This window comes from Enterococcus sp. AZ109, assembly GCF_051714625.1.
Lineage (GTDB): Bacteria > Bacillota > Bacilli > Lactobacillales > Enterococcaceae > Enterococcus_A.
Genome location: NZ_JBIOSF010000001.1, coordinates 151,928 through 168,892, shown reverse-complemented (window position 1 = coordinate 168,892; position 16,965 = coordinate 151,928). Strand labels below are relative to the sequence as shown.

Genomic DNA, 16,965 nt, shown 5'->3' with positions numbered 1-16,965 from the left:
TCGTTCCCCCTTTTTTATTCGTTCTCAATTTCTTCTTTACGGTATTTCTCCATCTTCTTACTAAATAACGCACCATTAGTTGGCGGAGTATACGTAATCGCATTGGCTCCAGCTTCAATGGTTTTTTTAATAGTTGCTTCATCAGGTCCACCTGTAGCGATAATTGGCAAATCAGGATAGCGTTCTCTAAAGAATTTCACTGTTTCCACCGTATCCTTAGCAGCACTAATATTGATGATTTCCACACCTGCTTCAAGTTTCTCATCAATTGGTGAGTGAACTGATGTGACGGTACTGATCACGGGAATATCAATCACATCATTAACTGCTTTGATGGTATCAACTGGCGTCGGTGCGTTTACTACCACACCTAAACTACCTTGTGCTTCCGCAAATATACTCATAAAAGCCGAACGTTGCCCGTGTGTCAAACCGCCGCCGACACCGGAAAATACTGGAATATCAGCTGCTTCGATAATACTTTTCGTAATGGCCGGATGTGGGGTAAATGGATAAACAGCAATGACGGCATCTGCATCAGTGTTACGGATAATTGCGATATCCGTCGTAAAGATAATCGAGCGGATTCGTTTGCCAAACACCATCAAACCAGTTGCCTGGTGAATTATCTTAGGAACACGAACAATATCACTACGCAGTTCGGTCATAATCTCATTCACGTTATTCTTCTCCATACATTAGCCTCCTCTCTCAACACCTTATACAACCAGTTTACTATGGTTGATCATACTGCGACAAATTATACGTCTCAATCACGTTAATAATTTTCTGCGCATAGGTGGGATCGGTGGCATAGCCCGCATCCTGCAAGGCTTGTGCTGCTTGTTGATAGTTGGCAGCAGTTAATACATTTTCGTATAATCCGGGATTCCAAGTAGTTCCGTTAACAAAAAGCAACGTATGGTCATCCATTGAAGCCTCCCAAGAATCATAAACCCGAAAATCACCTTGAATGGTTACCCAAGCTTCATTTACATATTCCTGTGTTTCCAAAGTTACCTTAGGCTGGTTGCCATACGCCTTGATGCCAAACAAGTTATTGTATTGGCTGGCTAAAGATGACTGACCCCAATTCGATTCTAAAATGGCCTGTCCTAAAATAATACTAGGCAAAATCCCGTAACCTTGTTGTAGCTCTTTTGCATGAGGAGCTAAACGAGCGATGAACTCTTCATTGCTTAATTGTTCATTCGTTGCAGCCTGCTCGATCGTGTTTTCTGACAACGTATGTAAAGAAAAAACGAAAGCAAGGCCGATTAACAGCAGCCCTGCAAAAAAATAAGGCAGAGACATCTTGCGCTTTCGTTTTTTATATTTTTTCACCGGCATAGTGCCTCCTTAATTTGACGACAATAACTTCAAATACTCTTCTAAAGTTAAATTGTTTTTCGTAATGTATTCAGCGTTTTCTTTTCCTACATAACGAATGTGCCAAGGCTCATAGGTGATTCCAGTTATGTCTTCTTCCCCATCAGGATAGCGGATAATGAACCCATACTCAGGAGCATTCTCAGCGATCCATTGTGCGCCAGGCTGACTGCCATAAGAAGCATCTAATACTTGATTGGGATAAGTGTTGTACCATTCTTGATCAACGATATCCACTGCTAAACCAGTATGATGTTCACTATATCCAGGTTCAGTAATCGTTTCTTTCGTCTTAGCAATTGCATCAGCTTCAGTGAGTCCTTGACTGCTCATCAAACTGTTTACGTTGGTACTAAACACTTCTTGTTGAGCGGCAACTGAGCGATACGCAGAAACAATGACTAACGGATACCCTGCTTCACTGGCAGCGGTCGCAAATGCTTCGTAATCAGCAGCAATTCGGCTATCCACTTGATGGCTATTGTCGGATAAAGTAGACAATTGTGTTTCGTCAACTTCTTGTTCAATTTCATTTTTAGGTCCGACCAAGACTAAATTCCACGCGTCTGGATCAGCATCTGGTAAATCTTTAGGCTTATTTGACTCTTCTGATGATTGGTTAAAGGAGTATGTCGAAGCTACGGTTACTTTGTCAGCATTTGTTCTAGCATCGTTGCTGCTATAAAATAATGAATAGCCAGTCATTCCAAACATTGCAATCATGGAAAGTAATCCAACTGTTTTTTTCAAGTAAAAATTCCTTTCATTAATCCTCTAAGGATGTGTAAGTTTCCGTCAAATTCTCATTGACCCAATCTAATAACGCTGTCTGTTTTTGAGAACTTTCAATTTGGTTCTGAATGCGAGCTGGTAAACGGAAGCTTAAAATATCATTGTAGCCCCAGCTGTCGTAATCAATGGTTACGCGTAAATCAATATAATCCTGTTTTTCTTCATCGTTTTTGTTTTTGTAGGGAATCAATTCTACCTTACCCAAACCACTAGCAATCCATTTTTGAGCGACAATCGTCTTCATTTCCCGGTATTCAGCAACAGCTGTTGGCCGTTTTTCTGGAAATAAAAATGTTTGGCGAATCACCTTTTGGCTAAGCATCCATTCATAGTCACTAAATAGATTTTTTATTTTTTGATTGATTTCTGGCGGGAGATTGTTGCTGCCTTCCTTCCACTGCTGCCATTGATAAGCTTCAATGCCTAAGTAGTTGTGGTAAAAATCTTCTTCTGATTGGAATTGCTCTAAAATCGTGTTTAACACTAAATCAAGATAAATTGGATTCAAATGAAATCCCTCCTTTATTATTTTACTGATAGTTGCTGAAAAAGACAGTGCTTTGCCATAATGATTGAAATAATTTAAGAATTATTGCTATACTTGAGAAAGAACAAGTTATTCGAGAAGCTTGTTTCTGAAGCCTCTCAAAGATATTATAACATTGTACTTACATCGTTACTTTAAAAAGGAGAATGATTATGGAACAACTTGAATGGGGCATTGTCGGCTTAGGACATATTGCCCATGAGTTTGCAAAATGTTTTAACCAGACCTCAAGTAAATTAACCGCCTGTGCTTCACGTTCACAGGAAAAAGCCGAGCAGTTTGCCCAAACGTACAATTTACCAAAAGCCTTTGGCAGCTATGAAGAAATGCTGGCTGATCCGGCTATTTCTATTATCTACGTTGCTGTACCAAATCGTCAACATATTCAGCATATTTTACAAGCATTAAATGCCGGAAAACATGTACTATGTGAAAAAGCTATTACCATGAATCGTCAAGAGCTAGAAGAAGCAACGAAGCTAGCAGAACAAAAAGGACTGATTTTAGCTGAAGCTATGACTATTTTCAACATGCCTCTGTATCATGAACTGCATGCTTTGATGGACACAGGCAAGCTGGGTAGTTTGAAAATGATCCAAGCACCCTTTGGCAGCTACAAAGAACCCGACCCTAAGAACCGCTTCTTTAACCCTGAATTAGCTGGTGGTGCATTATTAGATATCGGAACTTATGCAGTATCCTTTGCGCGCTGGTTTATGTCCCAGCAGCCCAAAGTCATTGCTTCTACCATGATTCCTTTTTCCACGGGTGTTGATGAACAATCGATTACCATTTTGAAAAACGATAAAAATGAACTCGCTTCTGTTAGTCTAACCTTTCAGGCAAAAATGCCGAAAAAAGGAATTGTTGCTTTTGAAAATGGTTATATTACCGTTGATGATTACCCTCGAGCAGATAAAGCAGAAGTCTTCTTTAATGATGGCACTAAAGAATTCATTGAAGCAGGAGCTTCTACTAAAGCGATGAACTATGAAATTGAAACTATGGTAAAAATGATTCACAACGAATTATCTAACCAGTCACTGTCTTTTACTAAAGACGTGATTGATCTGCTGGATCAGATGACTCAAGCCTGGAACCAGTAAGACGCAAGAATTGTAACGAGTCCCGACTGTTAGAGCAAAAAGCTGACACTCGGGACTCGAGAACGATTCTGCGTCTTTTTATATAGTTTTTTCCTCTAGATTCCGTTAAACTAATAATAAGAAGAAAAAAAGGAGGAGCCCCTCATGCACTTTGGCCGTTTCCGTTTAGGGATGCGGACATTTAAAACAGCACTGGCTGTGATGATCTGTATCCTTCTTTTTCATTTGTTAGGTCGTGGCAGTCCCTTAATCGCCGCGCTGGCAGCAGTTTTTTCTTTACGTCAGGATTTAAATACAAGTTTTTCCTTTGGTCGATCACGAATTTTAGGTAATTCGATTGGTGGTTTTTTCGCCTTAATCTATTTCTATATTCAAGCTTTTTTTGAAAATGACTTTTACGTTGAATTAATTGTTTTACCAATTTTTGTCATTTTAGTTATTGTCATCTCAGACGGCATCGGCAATAACCCTGGTATTGTATCAGCAATAGCCACGATGCTGCTAATTTCTCTGAGTATTCCTCAAGGTGAGTCCACAATTTATGCCTTAAACCGGGTATTGGATACCTTTATCGGAACTGTGATTGCCATTTCTTTAAACGGGATTGTCACCCCACCTAAGATTGAAAAAGAGAAACAGATCAAAGAAGACCTAGTCGAACTGAAGAAAAAAGAAGTCGGATTATCTGAAATGTTGGAAGAAGTCCGAAAACAAATAGAGGATCAGTCAAAAGACTGATCCTCTTTATTCGTTGGCTTTTAAAGCCTCGATCATATTAATTTTTTTCAACTTAAAGTACATTAATATGCCCACGATTAAAGCAAAGAATAATGTAATCAACGCTGAATACAGATAACTCATTGGTTGTATATCTGGTGAAAACATTGTGACATCCAACTCGACAGTTTTCAAAATATAGCGATGCTCTATTTTACCTAAGAACATCCCTGCAACAATTCCGATTAATGTCAACAACACATTTTCGCGATAAACATAGGCGACTACTTCATTGTTGTAAAAGCCTAATACTTTGATAGTCGACAATTCCCGTATTCGTTCAGAAATATTTATATTGGTTAAATTATATAATACTATGAACGCTAGTAAGCCGGCTGACACAATAAGAACCCACATAATAATATTCAAACTGTCTACTGTATCTCTCAATGCATTGCGAGATTCTGACAGAAAAGCTACACTGATAATTTTATCTTTGTCCATTAATTGTTGCGCAATTGTTGTTTCTTGATTGTCACTTGGTTGCTTGTCGAACAACAACAAATCTGTATTATAAGTAGGCGTCCGATCAAATAACTTATCATAATAATCTGAGGTCATATAAATGAAATGACCCACATAATTTTCGGCAACCGCCGCAATTTTCACCTGATACGTTTTATCATCTGTCCCCTTAATTTCAAAATTATCTCCAGCTTCTAAATCGAACAGTTCGGCTAATTTCTCATTAATAATTACACCATCGTCACTTAGTTGATACGTCGTTTTACTGGTCCGATCATTAAAAGAGATAAAGGAATCGATTTTCTTACTATCTTCTGGCACATGTAAAGAGATTTCCTGCTGATTTACTTCATCACTTTCAGTCGTAAACATTTCTGTCGACATCGCCAAATGATCTTTAAAATCTGGTAAGTTATCTAGTTCCTGATCATAATCGCCGGCTTCTTGTGATGACAATGGTTCGCTGAAAACGACAGTCCCTTGATACTGCAAAATAGTATCAAATTGAATTGGTACAATATCTCCGATCGAATCTCGTAAACCAAAGCCTGTTATCAGCATCGACATACAGCCGGCAATACCTAGAATTGTCATCAGCATCCGCTGCTTGTAACGAAACAGATTACGCATTGTTACTTTTTGAATGAACGTTAGCCGTGACCAAATTGGGGTCACCCGTTCCAACCAGATTCGTTTACCTTTTTTAGGTGCTCGAGGCTGCATCAGAGTCGCTGGTGTTGCTCTCAGGTCATACCTTAAAACAAACAACGCAGTTCCTACCGAGCAGAGAAAAGCCACCAGCATCGCTATTAACGCATAGCTGACATACCAAGGTGTAACTACTTGGTCTAGGTTGTAGAGCTGACCATAGGCATTAAAAATAATAGTTGGCAACAAATAAAAACCAACTGCTAATCCTAGCAAACCACCAATTCCACCAGCTAAAGCGGCATACAGGACAAATTTTAACGATATTTCTCGGTTCCAGTACCCCAATGCTTTGAATGTTCCTAGTTCGGTACGTTTTTCCTCTACCATTCTAGTCATGGTAGTCAGTGTGACTAAAGCCGCAATCAAAAAGAAGATCAAAGGAAAGACAGTTGCTAGAGAGGAAATCCGATCCGCATTATCTTGATACTCTTTGTAGCCCGGATTGTCATCTCTACCTTGAATCGTGTATTCCAATTCATTTAGATTGCTTAAGGTTGCTTCTTTCTTAGCAATTTCATCTTGAGCATTCGCTAGTGCTTCGGTACTGGCTTCTTCCAACGCTGCCTGCCCGTCCGCATATGTTTTTTCAGCTTGGTCCAATTCTCGCTTTGATTGATCTAATTGGGCTTGGCCTTGTGATTGACTAGTTGCAAAGTCTTCTTTGGCAGTATCCAATTGCTGCTGACCATTTGTCAGCCAAGCATCAAATTCTTCAACTTGCTCCTGCAATTTTGCCAGTTCTTCAGCAGTTGGTAACGGCTGAGCAATTATTTGTTGGTTTTCGTTCCATTTCGCTTCCAGTTCATCAACTTGCTGCTGTTGTTGTGCCCATGTCTCATTGACTTGTTCTACATGCTGAGCAGTTGCTGCTTGTATTTCAGGAGGGTTTTGCTGCCGAATTACTTGTATCAAGTCCTCAAAGACCTGTTTATCAAGTGATGCGGCTACCGTCTGTAATTGCTGCATATTTCCTTGATCTGCAAGTAATTGGATTTGCTCTAGCTGACTTTTTTGTGTAGTCAGTTGATTTAACATCTCAGTTGCTTGGCTTCTTTGAGTACTTAATGTGCTCATTTGCTCCTCAGCAGCTTTTTTCCGTTCTCCCAGAGTCATTAAATTATCAAGTTCTTCTTTTTGCTGATCTAGTTCCTGCCTTTGTGGCGCCAGCAAATTTTCACGTTCTTCTATCTGAGCTTGAGCAGCTTGACTTTTTTCTTCGAATTCCTTTTGACTGGCCGCATACTCTTGTTTACCTGTCTCCAAACGCTGTTTCGCTTCTATTAATTGTTGTGTTTGCTCATTTGATTCTTGTTCGCCTGCCAATAACTGTTCCTTGGCCTCATCAATTTGTTTTTGGCTGCTATTTTTCAAGTCAACTAAGCGTTTTTTGGCATCTTTTTCTAATAGTTTTTCAAGCCGTTCCTGATTGTCAGCTAAACGATCTTCATAGGTATCTGTATATGCCGTAACATTCTCTAGGTTTTTATAGCGTACCAGCAACTCGGAAAAAACTGGCTGTTTGAAATTATCCGGTGTCGTCAGAGCAAAAAAGTCAATGGTTCCTTTACCCACCGTTGTATTCCCTCTTGAAAAATTCTCAATATATTGAGGACTCTCCACAAAGCCGACTACTGTCATTTCGTGCTCTTCGAAAGAATTACGGTCCTGAACGTCAATTGTGAACGTATCACCCACTTGATAATCATGATTCGTCTCAGCAATTGCGTCTAAAGCAATTTCTTCATTATTCTGCGGCAAATGCCCTTTTACCACGTTGACACGATTTAACTGTTGATCTTGATCATAGCTATAAAGACGAAGTGTCTGATCTTTGTCCTCTAAAAAGATATCTCGAAAATAGCGGCCTTCAACCCTTTTAACATTCTTATCAGACTTAACTGAATTAAGATCATCTTCATTTACACCTAAAGAGGTAAATATTTGCGTATCCGCTAGTTGTTGTTCCTGATAATACTCATCGGCGGTATTAATCATGTCCGGTCCAGTAGCGCTTAGACCAACGAAAAATGCCACTCCTAAAAAGACAATCCCTAAAATCGACAAAAAGCGGGTTTTAGAACGCCATATTTCTCGTATACTCGTCAACCATAAAACTTTATTCACATTATCCCCTCCTTACCACTGAATCTCTTCAATTGAAAGAGGTGTATCGTTCAACTTCTGACTGCGAACTTTGGCATCATTGATCCGAATAATCCGATCAGCCATCGGTGCAATCGCTGAATTGTGCGTAATGATGACAACAGTTGTCCCATAATTACGTGCCGTATCTTGTAAAATTTTCAATATCTGCTTACCAGTTTCAAAATCCAAAGCACCCGTTGGTTCATCGCACAATAAAAGCTTAGGACGCTTGGCTAATGCTCGGGCAATTGTCACTCGCTGTTGCTCACCCCCAGATAATTGAGCTGGAAAATTGTCCATTCGCTCTTCAAGTCCTACTGATCGTAAAACCTCAACAGGATCTAACGCATCAGAAACAATCTGTGAGGCCAACTCCACATTTTCTTTAGCAGTTAAATTAGGGACCAAATTATAAAATTGAAAAACAAATCCTACATCATTTCGGCGGTACGTTGTCAGTTCTTTATTGTTAAACGTTGCAATATCAGTACCATCAACAATTACTTGTCCTTCATCACAGCTATCCATTCCACCTAAAATATTCAAAACAGTTGATTTTCCAGCACCACTAGGACCTAGAATAACTGCGATTTCCCCCTTTTCAATTGTAAAAGTTATCTGATCATTGGCATGAATAACTGTTTCACCCATTTTATATCTTTTTGTTTCATTAATTACTTCAATGTATCCCATGTATTCTCCTCCATTCTATTCTAGTCTACCATAAGGACAAAAAAAAAGACTATGCAAACAAGGCTTTTGAAGAATAAAAGCTTCATTTGTATAGTCAATAAATTTTACTATTAGCTATGGTAACGTTCCACGCCGTCTAAATAGGTTGCTTCTAATTCCATGTCTGGATTCAGCACGATAAAGTCAGCATCGCGACCTTTAACAATCATACCACAGCGATCATCAATTTTACAGCTGACAGCCGGCACATAGGTTGCCATCATAATTGCCTCTTCAGGCGTTGCAATATTCCAGTCAACCACATTTTTGATGGCTTCTTTTAGCTTCAAAATGCTTCCAGCTAAATTACCAGAGTCTAAACGAGCGGTCCCGTCTTTTACTACAACTGGAAATTCCCCTAAGTTGTAATTACCATCTGGCATGCCGCCTGCCATCATACAATCAGTAATTAAAGCTACATGATCATGCCCAGCTTTTTTCATTAAAATTTCAGCTGCTTGCGGATGTACATGATGTCCATCACAAATCAACTCTGAAAAGACATGCTGCAAGGACAACAAAGCCCCCACCATACCAGGTTCGCGGTGGTTTAATCCCCGCATTCCGTTGTAAGCATGAACAAAGACACTTGCCCCAGCTTCTACAGCAGCTTGTGCTTCATCTATTGTGGCATTTGAATGACCTAATGCCACAACAACGCCTTCTTCAGTTACTTCCTTAACAAATTCCGCTACACCTTCACGTTCAGGAGCTAAAGCGATTTTTTTGATTAAGCCACCAGAAGCTTCTTGCCACTCGTGAAAAGTAGCCAAATCAGGATCACCAAAATAACTAGGATTCTGGGCACCTTTATGTTCTTCGGTGAAGAACGGACCTTCAAAATAAATTCCTTGAACTTTCGCACCTGGAACATCTTGGTAAGTTTTACCAATTGTTTCGGCTACATCCTTCAAGCGTTCTTTTGAGGAAGTTAAAGTTGTCGGCAAAAAGCTGGTAACACCGCAGGATAACAAGCCTTCTGACATTACTTTTAAGCCTTCTGCATCGTTGTCCATTACATCATGGTTTTTAAAGCCATGTATATGAGTATCCACAAGTCCTGGTGCGATCCATTTGCCACTATGATCAATGACTTTTGCTTCTTTGTCTGCTAATTCCTTAGTAAAATCACCAAAAATTCCATCAGTAATTTCTAAATAGCCTGCTTCTTTTACGCCGGATTTCAAAAAGAATTTATCCGCATAAATAAATGTTTTCATTTCGAACGCTCCTTCTTGCTTTATACCTTAAAGGTACTCCGAAACTAGTATTCTGTCAAGAATGGTGTAGACCATTTTTAGAAAAAATCCCGTAGTTGTGTAGTGGCATTTAACCATTCACGATACCGCTGTAAATCTTCGCTTTCGCCAATCATTGTTAGAATGGAAACTTTTAGTGTAAGTAGCTCATTTAATTTATAACAACTAGCTTGCTGTCGATTCCAGCGCAAACCTAAGTCAATAATTCGGTCTGCCTCTTTATAATTCGCCTGGTTCAATAAAAATAGCGCATAATCTAAAAATAGCTCGCTTAACTCAATTTTTTCGGTATAATCACACATCATTGTTTCGAACAGTTCGATACTTTGATTATACAAGTGTCGAGCTTCTTCTTTTTTGTCTAATTGATCATTCATTTTCGCTGCAAAAGCCATCAATAAAATCTTACTATCAAAGTATCCTTGGTACTTTTTGGAAACCAGCATTTCCAACCCTTTTCTAGCATTTTCTAGTGCAGACTTTGGATTGTTATCGATTCTAAAAGCGCAAATTGCTTGAAAGTAATAAAATTGTTGACGATCCTTATCTAAGACAATCCGCCGCTTCTCTTCTAAAAAGTTTAGAATCGTTTGAATTTCCGCGAACCGTTGATGACGTAACAATGTATACATTTTTTGAAAATACTTTCGCAACATTAATTCTTTAGGTAAAAAATCTACCATTAACTGATCGATCGTTATGCCTAAACGCTGACACAATTGTTGCATTACCATAATGTTAGGAATTTCCTCATTATTTTCGATCCGACTTAGAACGCTTTGCGAACAAATATCCTTTGATAAATCTTTTTGTGTCATTCCATGTTCTTTACGGAAGTCTTTTAAAGCCTGACCTATGGATTCCATCTACAATTTCCCCCAAAATATGCATATTCACATTTTCTATCCTATTGTAGCTTATGGAGGAATCCAGAGCAACCAGATACTGCCAGGAATCTTAGCAGTCAGGGGATCAACTTATTTATCTATTATCTGTAAAGCTTTTATTGGAACTTGATCTCTTGAAACTTCTTCATAAGTTTCGATATGTGCACCTTTATTTATCAATTTCAAATAGTGATCTAGCTTAAGCTCACTGAGTCCATTAAAAAAAATCGGACGAGTTTTACCATTTTCGTCAGCTGCTACTTGTCGATATGCAGCTGTCCCATACTCATTGACACTTTCAGGTGAGGTAGTTTTAACGTAAACGGTTCCTTGTTTTATTAAATGATTCAGTTTATCCATGATCCCAGCCATCTCACTGTCAGAATTTTTGGTAAAAATCGTGCTGCCTACTAATAGTAAAACGATGACTACTAAAGCAACTATTATTTGTTTTACACTACGCATTCATCATCATCTTCCTTTCTTGAATTAGCCTAACGAAAGATAGATCGTTGCTGTTCAGTCTTAGGTTGTATTTTCGACTAACAATTTTGTCACTTCTTAAATTTATCGACATAAAAAGAGGTTACAAAGGCTTTTTACACCCTTTGTAACCTCTTGACTATGCGGAAGATGGGATTTGAACCCACACGAGCCTTGCGCTCACAAGACCCTCAATCTTGCATGTCTGCCGTTCCATCACTTCCGCAAAAACCTTTTTTATCATAGCGATAAATTCAATAAAAGTCAATGACTAAACAGTTGTTGTGTCATAGACGTAGGTCACACTACCATTTAGTCCTGCAATACCACGGAAATATTTTCGATCTTCTTGCTTTAGCCAAACTTCTCGAAATAAGAAGAACTCTTCTTTCGATACCTCAATTTTTTCAATTTCACCAGTCCGTAGCTGATTTATTTTTTCATCAAATGGATTATTCATTCTGCTCACCTCAAAAGAATAGGAAGATACTAGGTATCCTCCTTATTCATGGAAATATTTACTTTTTTCTAATTGTTCTGTATTTTCGTTCATAATACCTTTTAACGATCTATCTAGTCTAGACGATTGTCTGGACTTGGTCTCTCTTGTCTGAATAGACGGTTGCTGACTTTTTTCACCTGTATCAAACAAAAGATAAGCTTGCTTTGAATTACGCAAGCTTGTATAAAGCTCCTTTAGCGGAATTGCATCCGTAGGCTCGTCTGGAATCAAAGACTTTGGCACATATTTTGGCTTGAAAGGTGTAGCATTTCTTTTTTCTTCACGCAAGCTCAATGGTGTGGAACTTCTTTTTTCTTCACGCAAGCTCCTACGATTGTTATCAGAAACCTGCTTTGGTTCAACAAATAGCGAACGAGAGGATTTCCTCTGCTCATGGGCTCTTGTTTCATAAGTTGGTAAATTTACTCGATGTCTTGCCAGTTCTTCCCTCGGCTTTTCATCCAACTGAACTCTGCGGGAACGTTTAGTATGGCGATTTGCTCGCTCTAAAACCTCTTTTGCATCTAATTTATAGTCAGTAATAAAATCATCATTTCCATCAAACAGTACCCGTTGACTGCCTTGATTCAATTTTACACCAGTTTCATCATCGTAAGCCGGAAAACGTGCACGTCTTCCACCAAATGGCCGATTTTCCATGATAAACCATCCTCATTTTCTGATTTCTTACTAGTTTAGCATAAATACCGAAAAAAAGCTTAGTATTTGACAAAGGAGGCAATAGCTCGAGTTACTTTTTAATCAATTAGCCTTTCAAAAGCAAAATACTCTTGGTAAGGAGTCACTTCAATTTCCTCAATCAATGATTCTAATATTTGATAGTCCCCTCTATATTGACGTGGACTAGCCAGTTCCTCAATTCGAATTTTTTGGGGCTTGTCCGACAGATTAACCAGATATACTGTATATTCTTCGATATTATAGCGTACAATGCCAAAAATTTCATTTTCTAAAGAATAGAAAGGAAAAAATTCACCGAATTTCATTGACGCATGCTTCTTTCGTCGGTGTATCCAAGTTTGACAAGCAGTATAAATGGTTTGGTTTACATTTTTCCAAGGAAAGAATTTACGATTTTCCGGATCTTTCCCACCAGTTGAACCAGCTTCGTCACCATAATAAACACACGGAATCCCTGGCATCATAAATAATAATCCCCAAGCATGGGTTAACTTGTCAACAGAACCTTCAAGCATCGATAAAATCCGTTCTGTATCATGAGTACCAATATTATTCAATTGATTATAATAGAAGTCTTCCGGATAATTCTCCTGATAACTAACCATTTCCTGACTGATTTTTTCAAAAGAGCGTGTCTGATTCAAGATATCCAAAATTTGTTGCCGTAAGGGATAATTCATTACACCTTGTAAATGATCACCAAAGACGTAGCGTCTTCTTTTATCGTATGCGATTTTATTAGAGGCGTCTTCCCAGACCTCGCCAATTAATATTTTATCAGTGTATCCTTGTAAATGCTTGCGAATACCTCCAATAAATTCATCCGTCAGTTCATCAGCTACATCAAGGCGCCAACCGTCAACGCCTAAACTGGTCCACTTAGCTAACACGCTATCTACATCACCATAAATAAATTCTTGGAAAGCTTTATTGTTTTTATCTACTTCTGGAAGATCTGCAACTCCCCACCATGATTGGTAGTTGGTAGGGTATTTTTCAAACTTGAACCAAGGGTAATAAGAACTTTCAGGATTACGAGCAGCCCCTACTTCTTTTCCATATATACCGGCTTGATTAAAATAACGGCTGTTTTTACCGACGTGTGAAAATACACCATCCAGAACAACTGAAATCCCGACAGCATGCAACGCTTCTAACATTTCAATAAAATCTTCTTCGGTTCCTAATACCGGATCAATTTTAAAATAGTCATTAGTATCGTATCGATGGTTACTGCTTCCTTCAAAAATAGGGTTCAGGTAAAGTGCAGTAATTCCTAATTCAAGTAGGTAAGGAATTTTTTCTGTGATTCCTTTTAAATTTCCACCAAAGAAATCCCAACGCACAACTTCATCCTTCTTGTTTCGAATATACATCGGCTCATCTTCTTCGGTTGCATAAATGAAGGAATTCTTTTTAGGTTGATTAATTTCTCCATGAGAATTACCATTAGCAAATCGATCAGGAAAAATTTGATAAAAGACCGCTTCACGGTACCAGTTAGGTGCAATTTCAGCTTTTTCAAAACAAGTTAATTGATAAGAAGCAACTTCTGCTTCTTGGTGCTCAATTTTACCTTCGCCACCTTGACCATTGAACCCATAAAATAAGGTCCGTTTACTACCATCCGAACAAAAGTGAACAATCTTGAAATAATAAAAATACAAGCCGCTTCCTTGGTCCACTTTGTATTGATAATGGTAACGATCTTCTTCGACTTTATTCATTGGAAAGCTAATCTTTCCGATGCTGCTCCCCTCTTTGCGAACAACGAAATAGACATTCGTTTCTAGATCAGAAGGAACCGAGATCCAAAAATCGACTCGTTTTCCTTCTTTCACTGCACCAAAAGGGAATTTGTACCGTTCCAGCCATGAATTATAGTAGATATGTGCCATGTTGATTCGCTCCTCTTTCGCTGTCACGAGCAAAAACTGGTTCGATCTGCCAAATGTCTTCTGCATAACGCATTACAGTGTTGTCAGAAGAAAAACGACCCGCATTAGCAATATTTTTCAAACTGATTTGTTTCCAGCGACGGCGATCTTGATAGGTTTGATTGATAGACTCTTGTGCTTGACAGTAAGAATCGAAATCTCTCAGCACAAAGAATTCATCATTGTATTTAATCAAAGAATCAATAATTTCTTGTCCCTCAGAAATGATATTTGGAATCGTTCCATCCACAAACGCATTCAAAACCTTATGAATAATTGGGTCATTATGATATAACTCAGACGAATTGTAATTATGCTCTTGATAATAACGATATACCTCTGTTTCGGTCAATCCAAAAATCGAAATGTTTTCATCACCAACAGCATCGCGAATTTCAATATTCGCTCCGTCTAATGTAGCGATCGTTACAGCGCCATTTAACATCAATTTCATATTAGATGTCCCCGAAGCCTCTTTAGAAGCTAACGAAATTTGTTCGCTTACATCAGCTGCTGGAATAATTCGTTCAGCCAATGTTACATTGTAATTTTCTAAGAAAACAACCTTCAATTTATCTTCAATTGAAGCATCATTATTAACCAAATTGGCTACTTCATTAATTACTTTAATTACAGATTTGGCATAGTGATAACTCGGTGCAGCCTTGGCGCCAAAAATAAATACACGTGGGTGAATCGACAACTTAGGATTTTCTTTCAAATCAAAATAAAGCTTTAAAATATGCAAAAGGTTCAACAACTGTCGCTTGTAGGCGTGCAGACGCTTGATTTGCACATCAAAAATAGCATCTGGAGACACATCAATCCCTTTAACTTCTTTGATGTATTCAGCCAACCGTACTTTATTCTCATGTTTAGCTTGTTCCAATGCATCCAAAACAGCATCATCTTCTGCATAGTTCATTAAAAGTCGTAAATCTTTAGGATCGCTCTTCCATGATTCCCCAATAGTGTCAGTTAGTACTTTGGTCATGCTGCGGTTGGCCAGCTGAGACCAGCGTCTTTGAGCAATTCCGTTTGTTTTATTGTTAAAACGTGAAGGGTACATTACGTAAAAGTCATTTAATACGACACTTTTTAATAAATCAGAGTGGAGCTTAGCAACACCGTTTGTTGAATGAGAACCAATAATAGCTAAGTGAGCCATGTGGATCTGACCATTTTGAATAATGCGGGTACGCTCAATCAAGTCTGCAGGCTGAACTCCAGTCATATCTTTGACGAATCGACGGTCAATCTCTTCAACAATTTGATAAATTCTTGGACAGACTTCTTGCATCATAGGGATGGACCATTTTTCCAAAGCCTCTGCCATGATTGTGTGGTTGGTATAGCTCATTACTTTGATCGTTAGATTCCATGCTTTCTCCCAACTTAGACCCTCTTCATCAATCAAAAGACGCATAAATTCTGCTACACACATTGCAGGATGCGTGTCGTTGATATGAATGGCAATGTACTGGTTAATTTTGTCAAATGAGAAACCTAATCGTTTGTAGTAACGTAAAATACTTTGGACTCCGGCTGATACAAAGAAATATTCTTGTGATAGGCGAAGTTTCCGACCTGCTTCATTCGAATCATCAGGGTATAATACTGATGTCAAATCTTCAATCATTCGTCGATCTTCAATACTGCGGTAGCGATCTTCTTCTTCAGGTGGAATCTCTACACTCCATAGGCGCATCGTATTCACAATGTCATTTTTATAACCTACCATCCCTGTATCGTAAGGAACAGCGCGAACAGTATAACCATCTTCATAAACTGGTTTAAAGTTACCAGGAGTCACTTCTTTTAAATAAACATTTCCACCAAAGTGAACATCCACAGCCTTACTTTCTTTACGTATTTCCCAGATGTTCCCTTTTTGCAACCACTCATCGGGCAATTCTACTTGATACCCATCTACGAACCGTTGTTTAAATAGACCATATTCATAACGGATGCCATTCCCGTTACCTGGTAACCCGCACGATGCAATTGAATCCATAAAACATGAAGCTAAACGTCCCAAACCACCGTTACCTAGCGCCATATCAGGTTCTACTTCTGCCAAATCATCTAAGGAAATTCCCATTTCCTGTAGTGCTTCTTCAATTGTCTCTAACCAACCCATATTTAATAAATTACTTTTTAACATTTTTCCAGGTAGAAACTCGATTGAAAAATAATATGCTTGTTTTTGTTGCTGATCGCGATAATCCTGCCAAGTTTGTTGCCAATTTTGTGAGTAATTTGCGGTCATGATTGATCCGAGTGTTTGATATAATTCAGAAGCTGAAGCATCCTTAACTTCCATTGCAAATTTCTCAGCTAACCTTTTCTTAAATTGCTGTTTGAATTCTTTCTTTTCCACTTGATTTTCTCCTTTATTCCTAAGAAAGACCCTGTGAACTCGCTCAACGATTGAGTAATAAGATTTAACTAGTTTCAGAAAAAAGTTCTGAAAAAAATTCCCTTATTGTCGAAAAGTAAGTTCACAAGGCCATCATCTTGGTACTGCCTCT

15 protein-coding genes and 1 tRNA gene are annotated in these 16,965 nt (G+C 38.6%); 2 read left to right on the top strand and 14 right to left on the bottom strand.

The annotated features are described in order from the left end of the window. Positions 1-14: 14 nt before the first annotated feature. The 4 genes from IGI42_RS00795 to IGI42_RS00780 are packed head-to-tail and all read right to left on the bottom strand — an operon-like array spanning position 15 to position 2,689. On the bottom strand, positions 15-695 hold the full coding sequence (locus tag IGI42_RS00795; protein WP_438713639.1) for a hydrolase: 681 nt from the start codon (positions 693-695) through the stop codon (positions 15-17). A 40-nt stretch (positions 696-735) separates the two neighbouring features. Then, the gene (locus IGI42_RS00790) at positions 736-1,350 is read right to left on the bottom strand and encodes a glycoside hydrolase family 73 protein (protein ID WP_438713637.1); all 615 of its coding nucleotides are present in this window, start codon (positions 1,348-1,350) and stop codon (positions 736-738) included. A gap of 9 nt (positions 1,351-1,359) precedes the next feature. Next, complete coding sequence (locus IGI42_RS00785; protein WP_438713636.1) at positions 1,360-2,139, bottom strand: M15 family metallopeptidase; 780 nt, start codon at positions 2,137-2,139, stop codon at positions 1,360-1,362. Positions 2,140-2,155: 16 nt separating this feature from the next. After that, positions 2,156-2,689 carry a hypothetical protein gene (locus IGI42_RS00780; protein ID WP_438713634.1) on the bottom strand — a complete coding sequence of 178 codons (534 nt, stop codon included), beginning with the start codon at positions 2,687-2,689 and terminating at the stop codon, positions 2,156-2,158. 191 nt (positions 2,690-2,880) lie between these two features. On the opposite strand from IGI42_RS00780, the gene IGI42_RS00775 reads away from it, so the two are divergent. Then, entirely contained in the window at positions 2,881-3,834 is a 954-nt protein-coding gene (locus IGI42_RS00775) for a Gfo/Idh/MocA family protein (protein WP_438713633.1), read from the top strand. Between the two features lie 144 nt (positions 3,835-3,978). Next, positions 3,979-4,572, top strand: coding sequence for an FUSC family protein (locus IGI42_RS00770; protein WP_438713631.1), 594 nt, complete (start codon positions 3,979-3,981; stop codon positions 4,570-4,572). A gap of 6 nt (positions 4,573-4,578) precedes the next feature. On the opposite strand, the gene IGI42_RS00765 is transcribed toward IGI42_RS00770, so the two are convergent. The 10 genes from IGI42_RS00765 to IGI42_RS00720 form a co-directional block, all read right to left on the bottom strand. Beyond that, positions 4,579-7,911, bottom strand: coding sequence for an FtsX-like permease family protein (locus tag IGI42_RS00765; RefSeq protein WP_438713629.1), 3,333 nt, complete (start codon positions 7,909-7,911; stop codon positions 4,579-4,581). Between the two features lie 12 nt (positions 7,912-7,923). After that, the gene (locus tag IGI42_RS00760; RefSeq protein WP_438713627.1) at positions 7,924-8,625 is read right to left on the bottom strand and encodes an ABC transporter ATP-binding protein; all 702 of its coding nucleotides are present in this window, start codon (positions 8,623-8,625) and stop codon (positions 7,924-7,926) included. Between the two features lie 110 nt (positions 8,626-8,735). After that, complete coding sequence (nagA, locus tag IGI42_RS00755; RefSeq protein WP_438713626.1) at positions 8,736-9,884, bottom strand: N-acetylglucosamine-6-phosphate deacetylase; 1,149 nt, start codon at positions 9,882-9,884, stop codon at positions 8,736-8,738. A 77-nt stretch (positions 9,885-9,961) separates the two neighbouring features. Continuing rightward, a complete protein-coding gene (locus IGI42_RS00750) occupies positions 9,962-10,789 on the bottom strand; it encodes a helix-turn-helix domain-containing protein (RefSeq protein ID WP_438713624.1) in 828 nt (275 codons plus the stop codon). Positions 10,790-10,900: 111 nt separating this feature from the next. After that, positions 10,901-11,275, bottom strand: coding sequence for a YxeA family protein (locus tag IGI42_RS00745; RefSeq protein ID WP_438713623.1), 375 nt, complete (start codon positions 11,273-11,275; stop codon positions 10,901-10,903). 160 nt (positions 11,276-11,435) lie between these two features. Further along, positions 11,436-11,519 (bottom strand) — tRNA-Leu (locus tag IGI42_RS00740). Between the two features lie 45 nt (positions 11,520-11,564). Then, a complete protein-coding gene (locus IGI42_RS00735; protein ID WP_438713621.1) occupies positions 11,565-11,753 on the bottom strand; it encodes a hypothetical protein in 189 nt (62 codons plus the stop codon). Positions 11,754-11,795: 42 nt separating this feature from the next. Next, the gene (locus tag IGI42_RS00730) at positions 11,796-12,455 is read right to left on the bottom strand and encodes a hypothetical protein (RefSeq protein WP_438713620.1); all 660 of its coding nucleotides are present in this window, start codon (positions 12,453-12,455) and stop codon (positions 11,796-11,798) included. A 98-nt stretch (positions 12,456-12,553) separates the two neighbouring features. Next, positions 12,554-14,395: a glycoside hydrolase family 13 protein gene (locus IGI42_RS00725; RefSeq protein WP_438713618.1), complete on the bottom strand. Its 1,842-nt coding sequence runs from the start codon at positions 14,393-14,395 to the stop codon at positions 12,554-12,556. Continuing rightward, a complete protein-coding gene (locus tag IGI42_RS00720; protein WP_438713617.1) occupies positions 14,376-16,814 on the bottom strand; it encodes a glycogen/starch/alpha-glucan phosphorylase in 2,439 nt (812 codons plus the stop codon). The genes IGI42_RS00725 and IGI42_RS00720 overlap by 20 nt, the downstream gene beginning before the upstream one ends. Positions 16,815-16,965 lie beyond the last annotated feature (151 nt).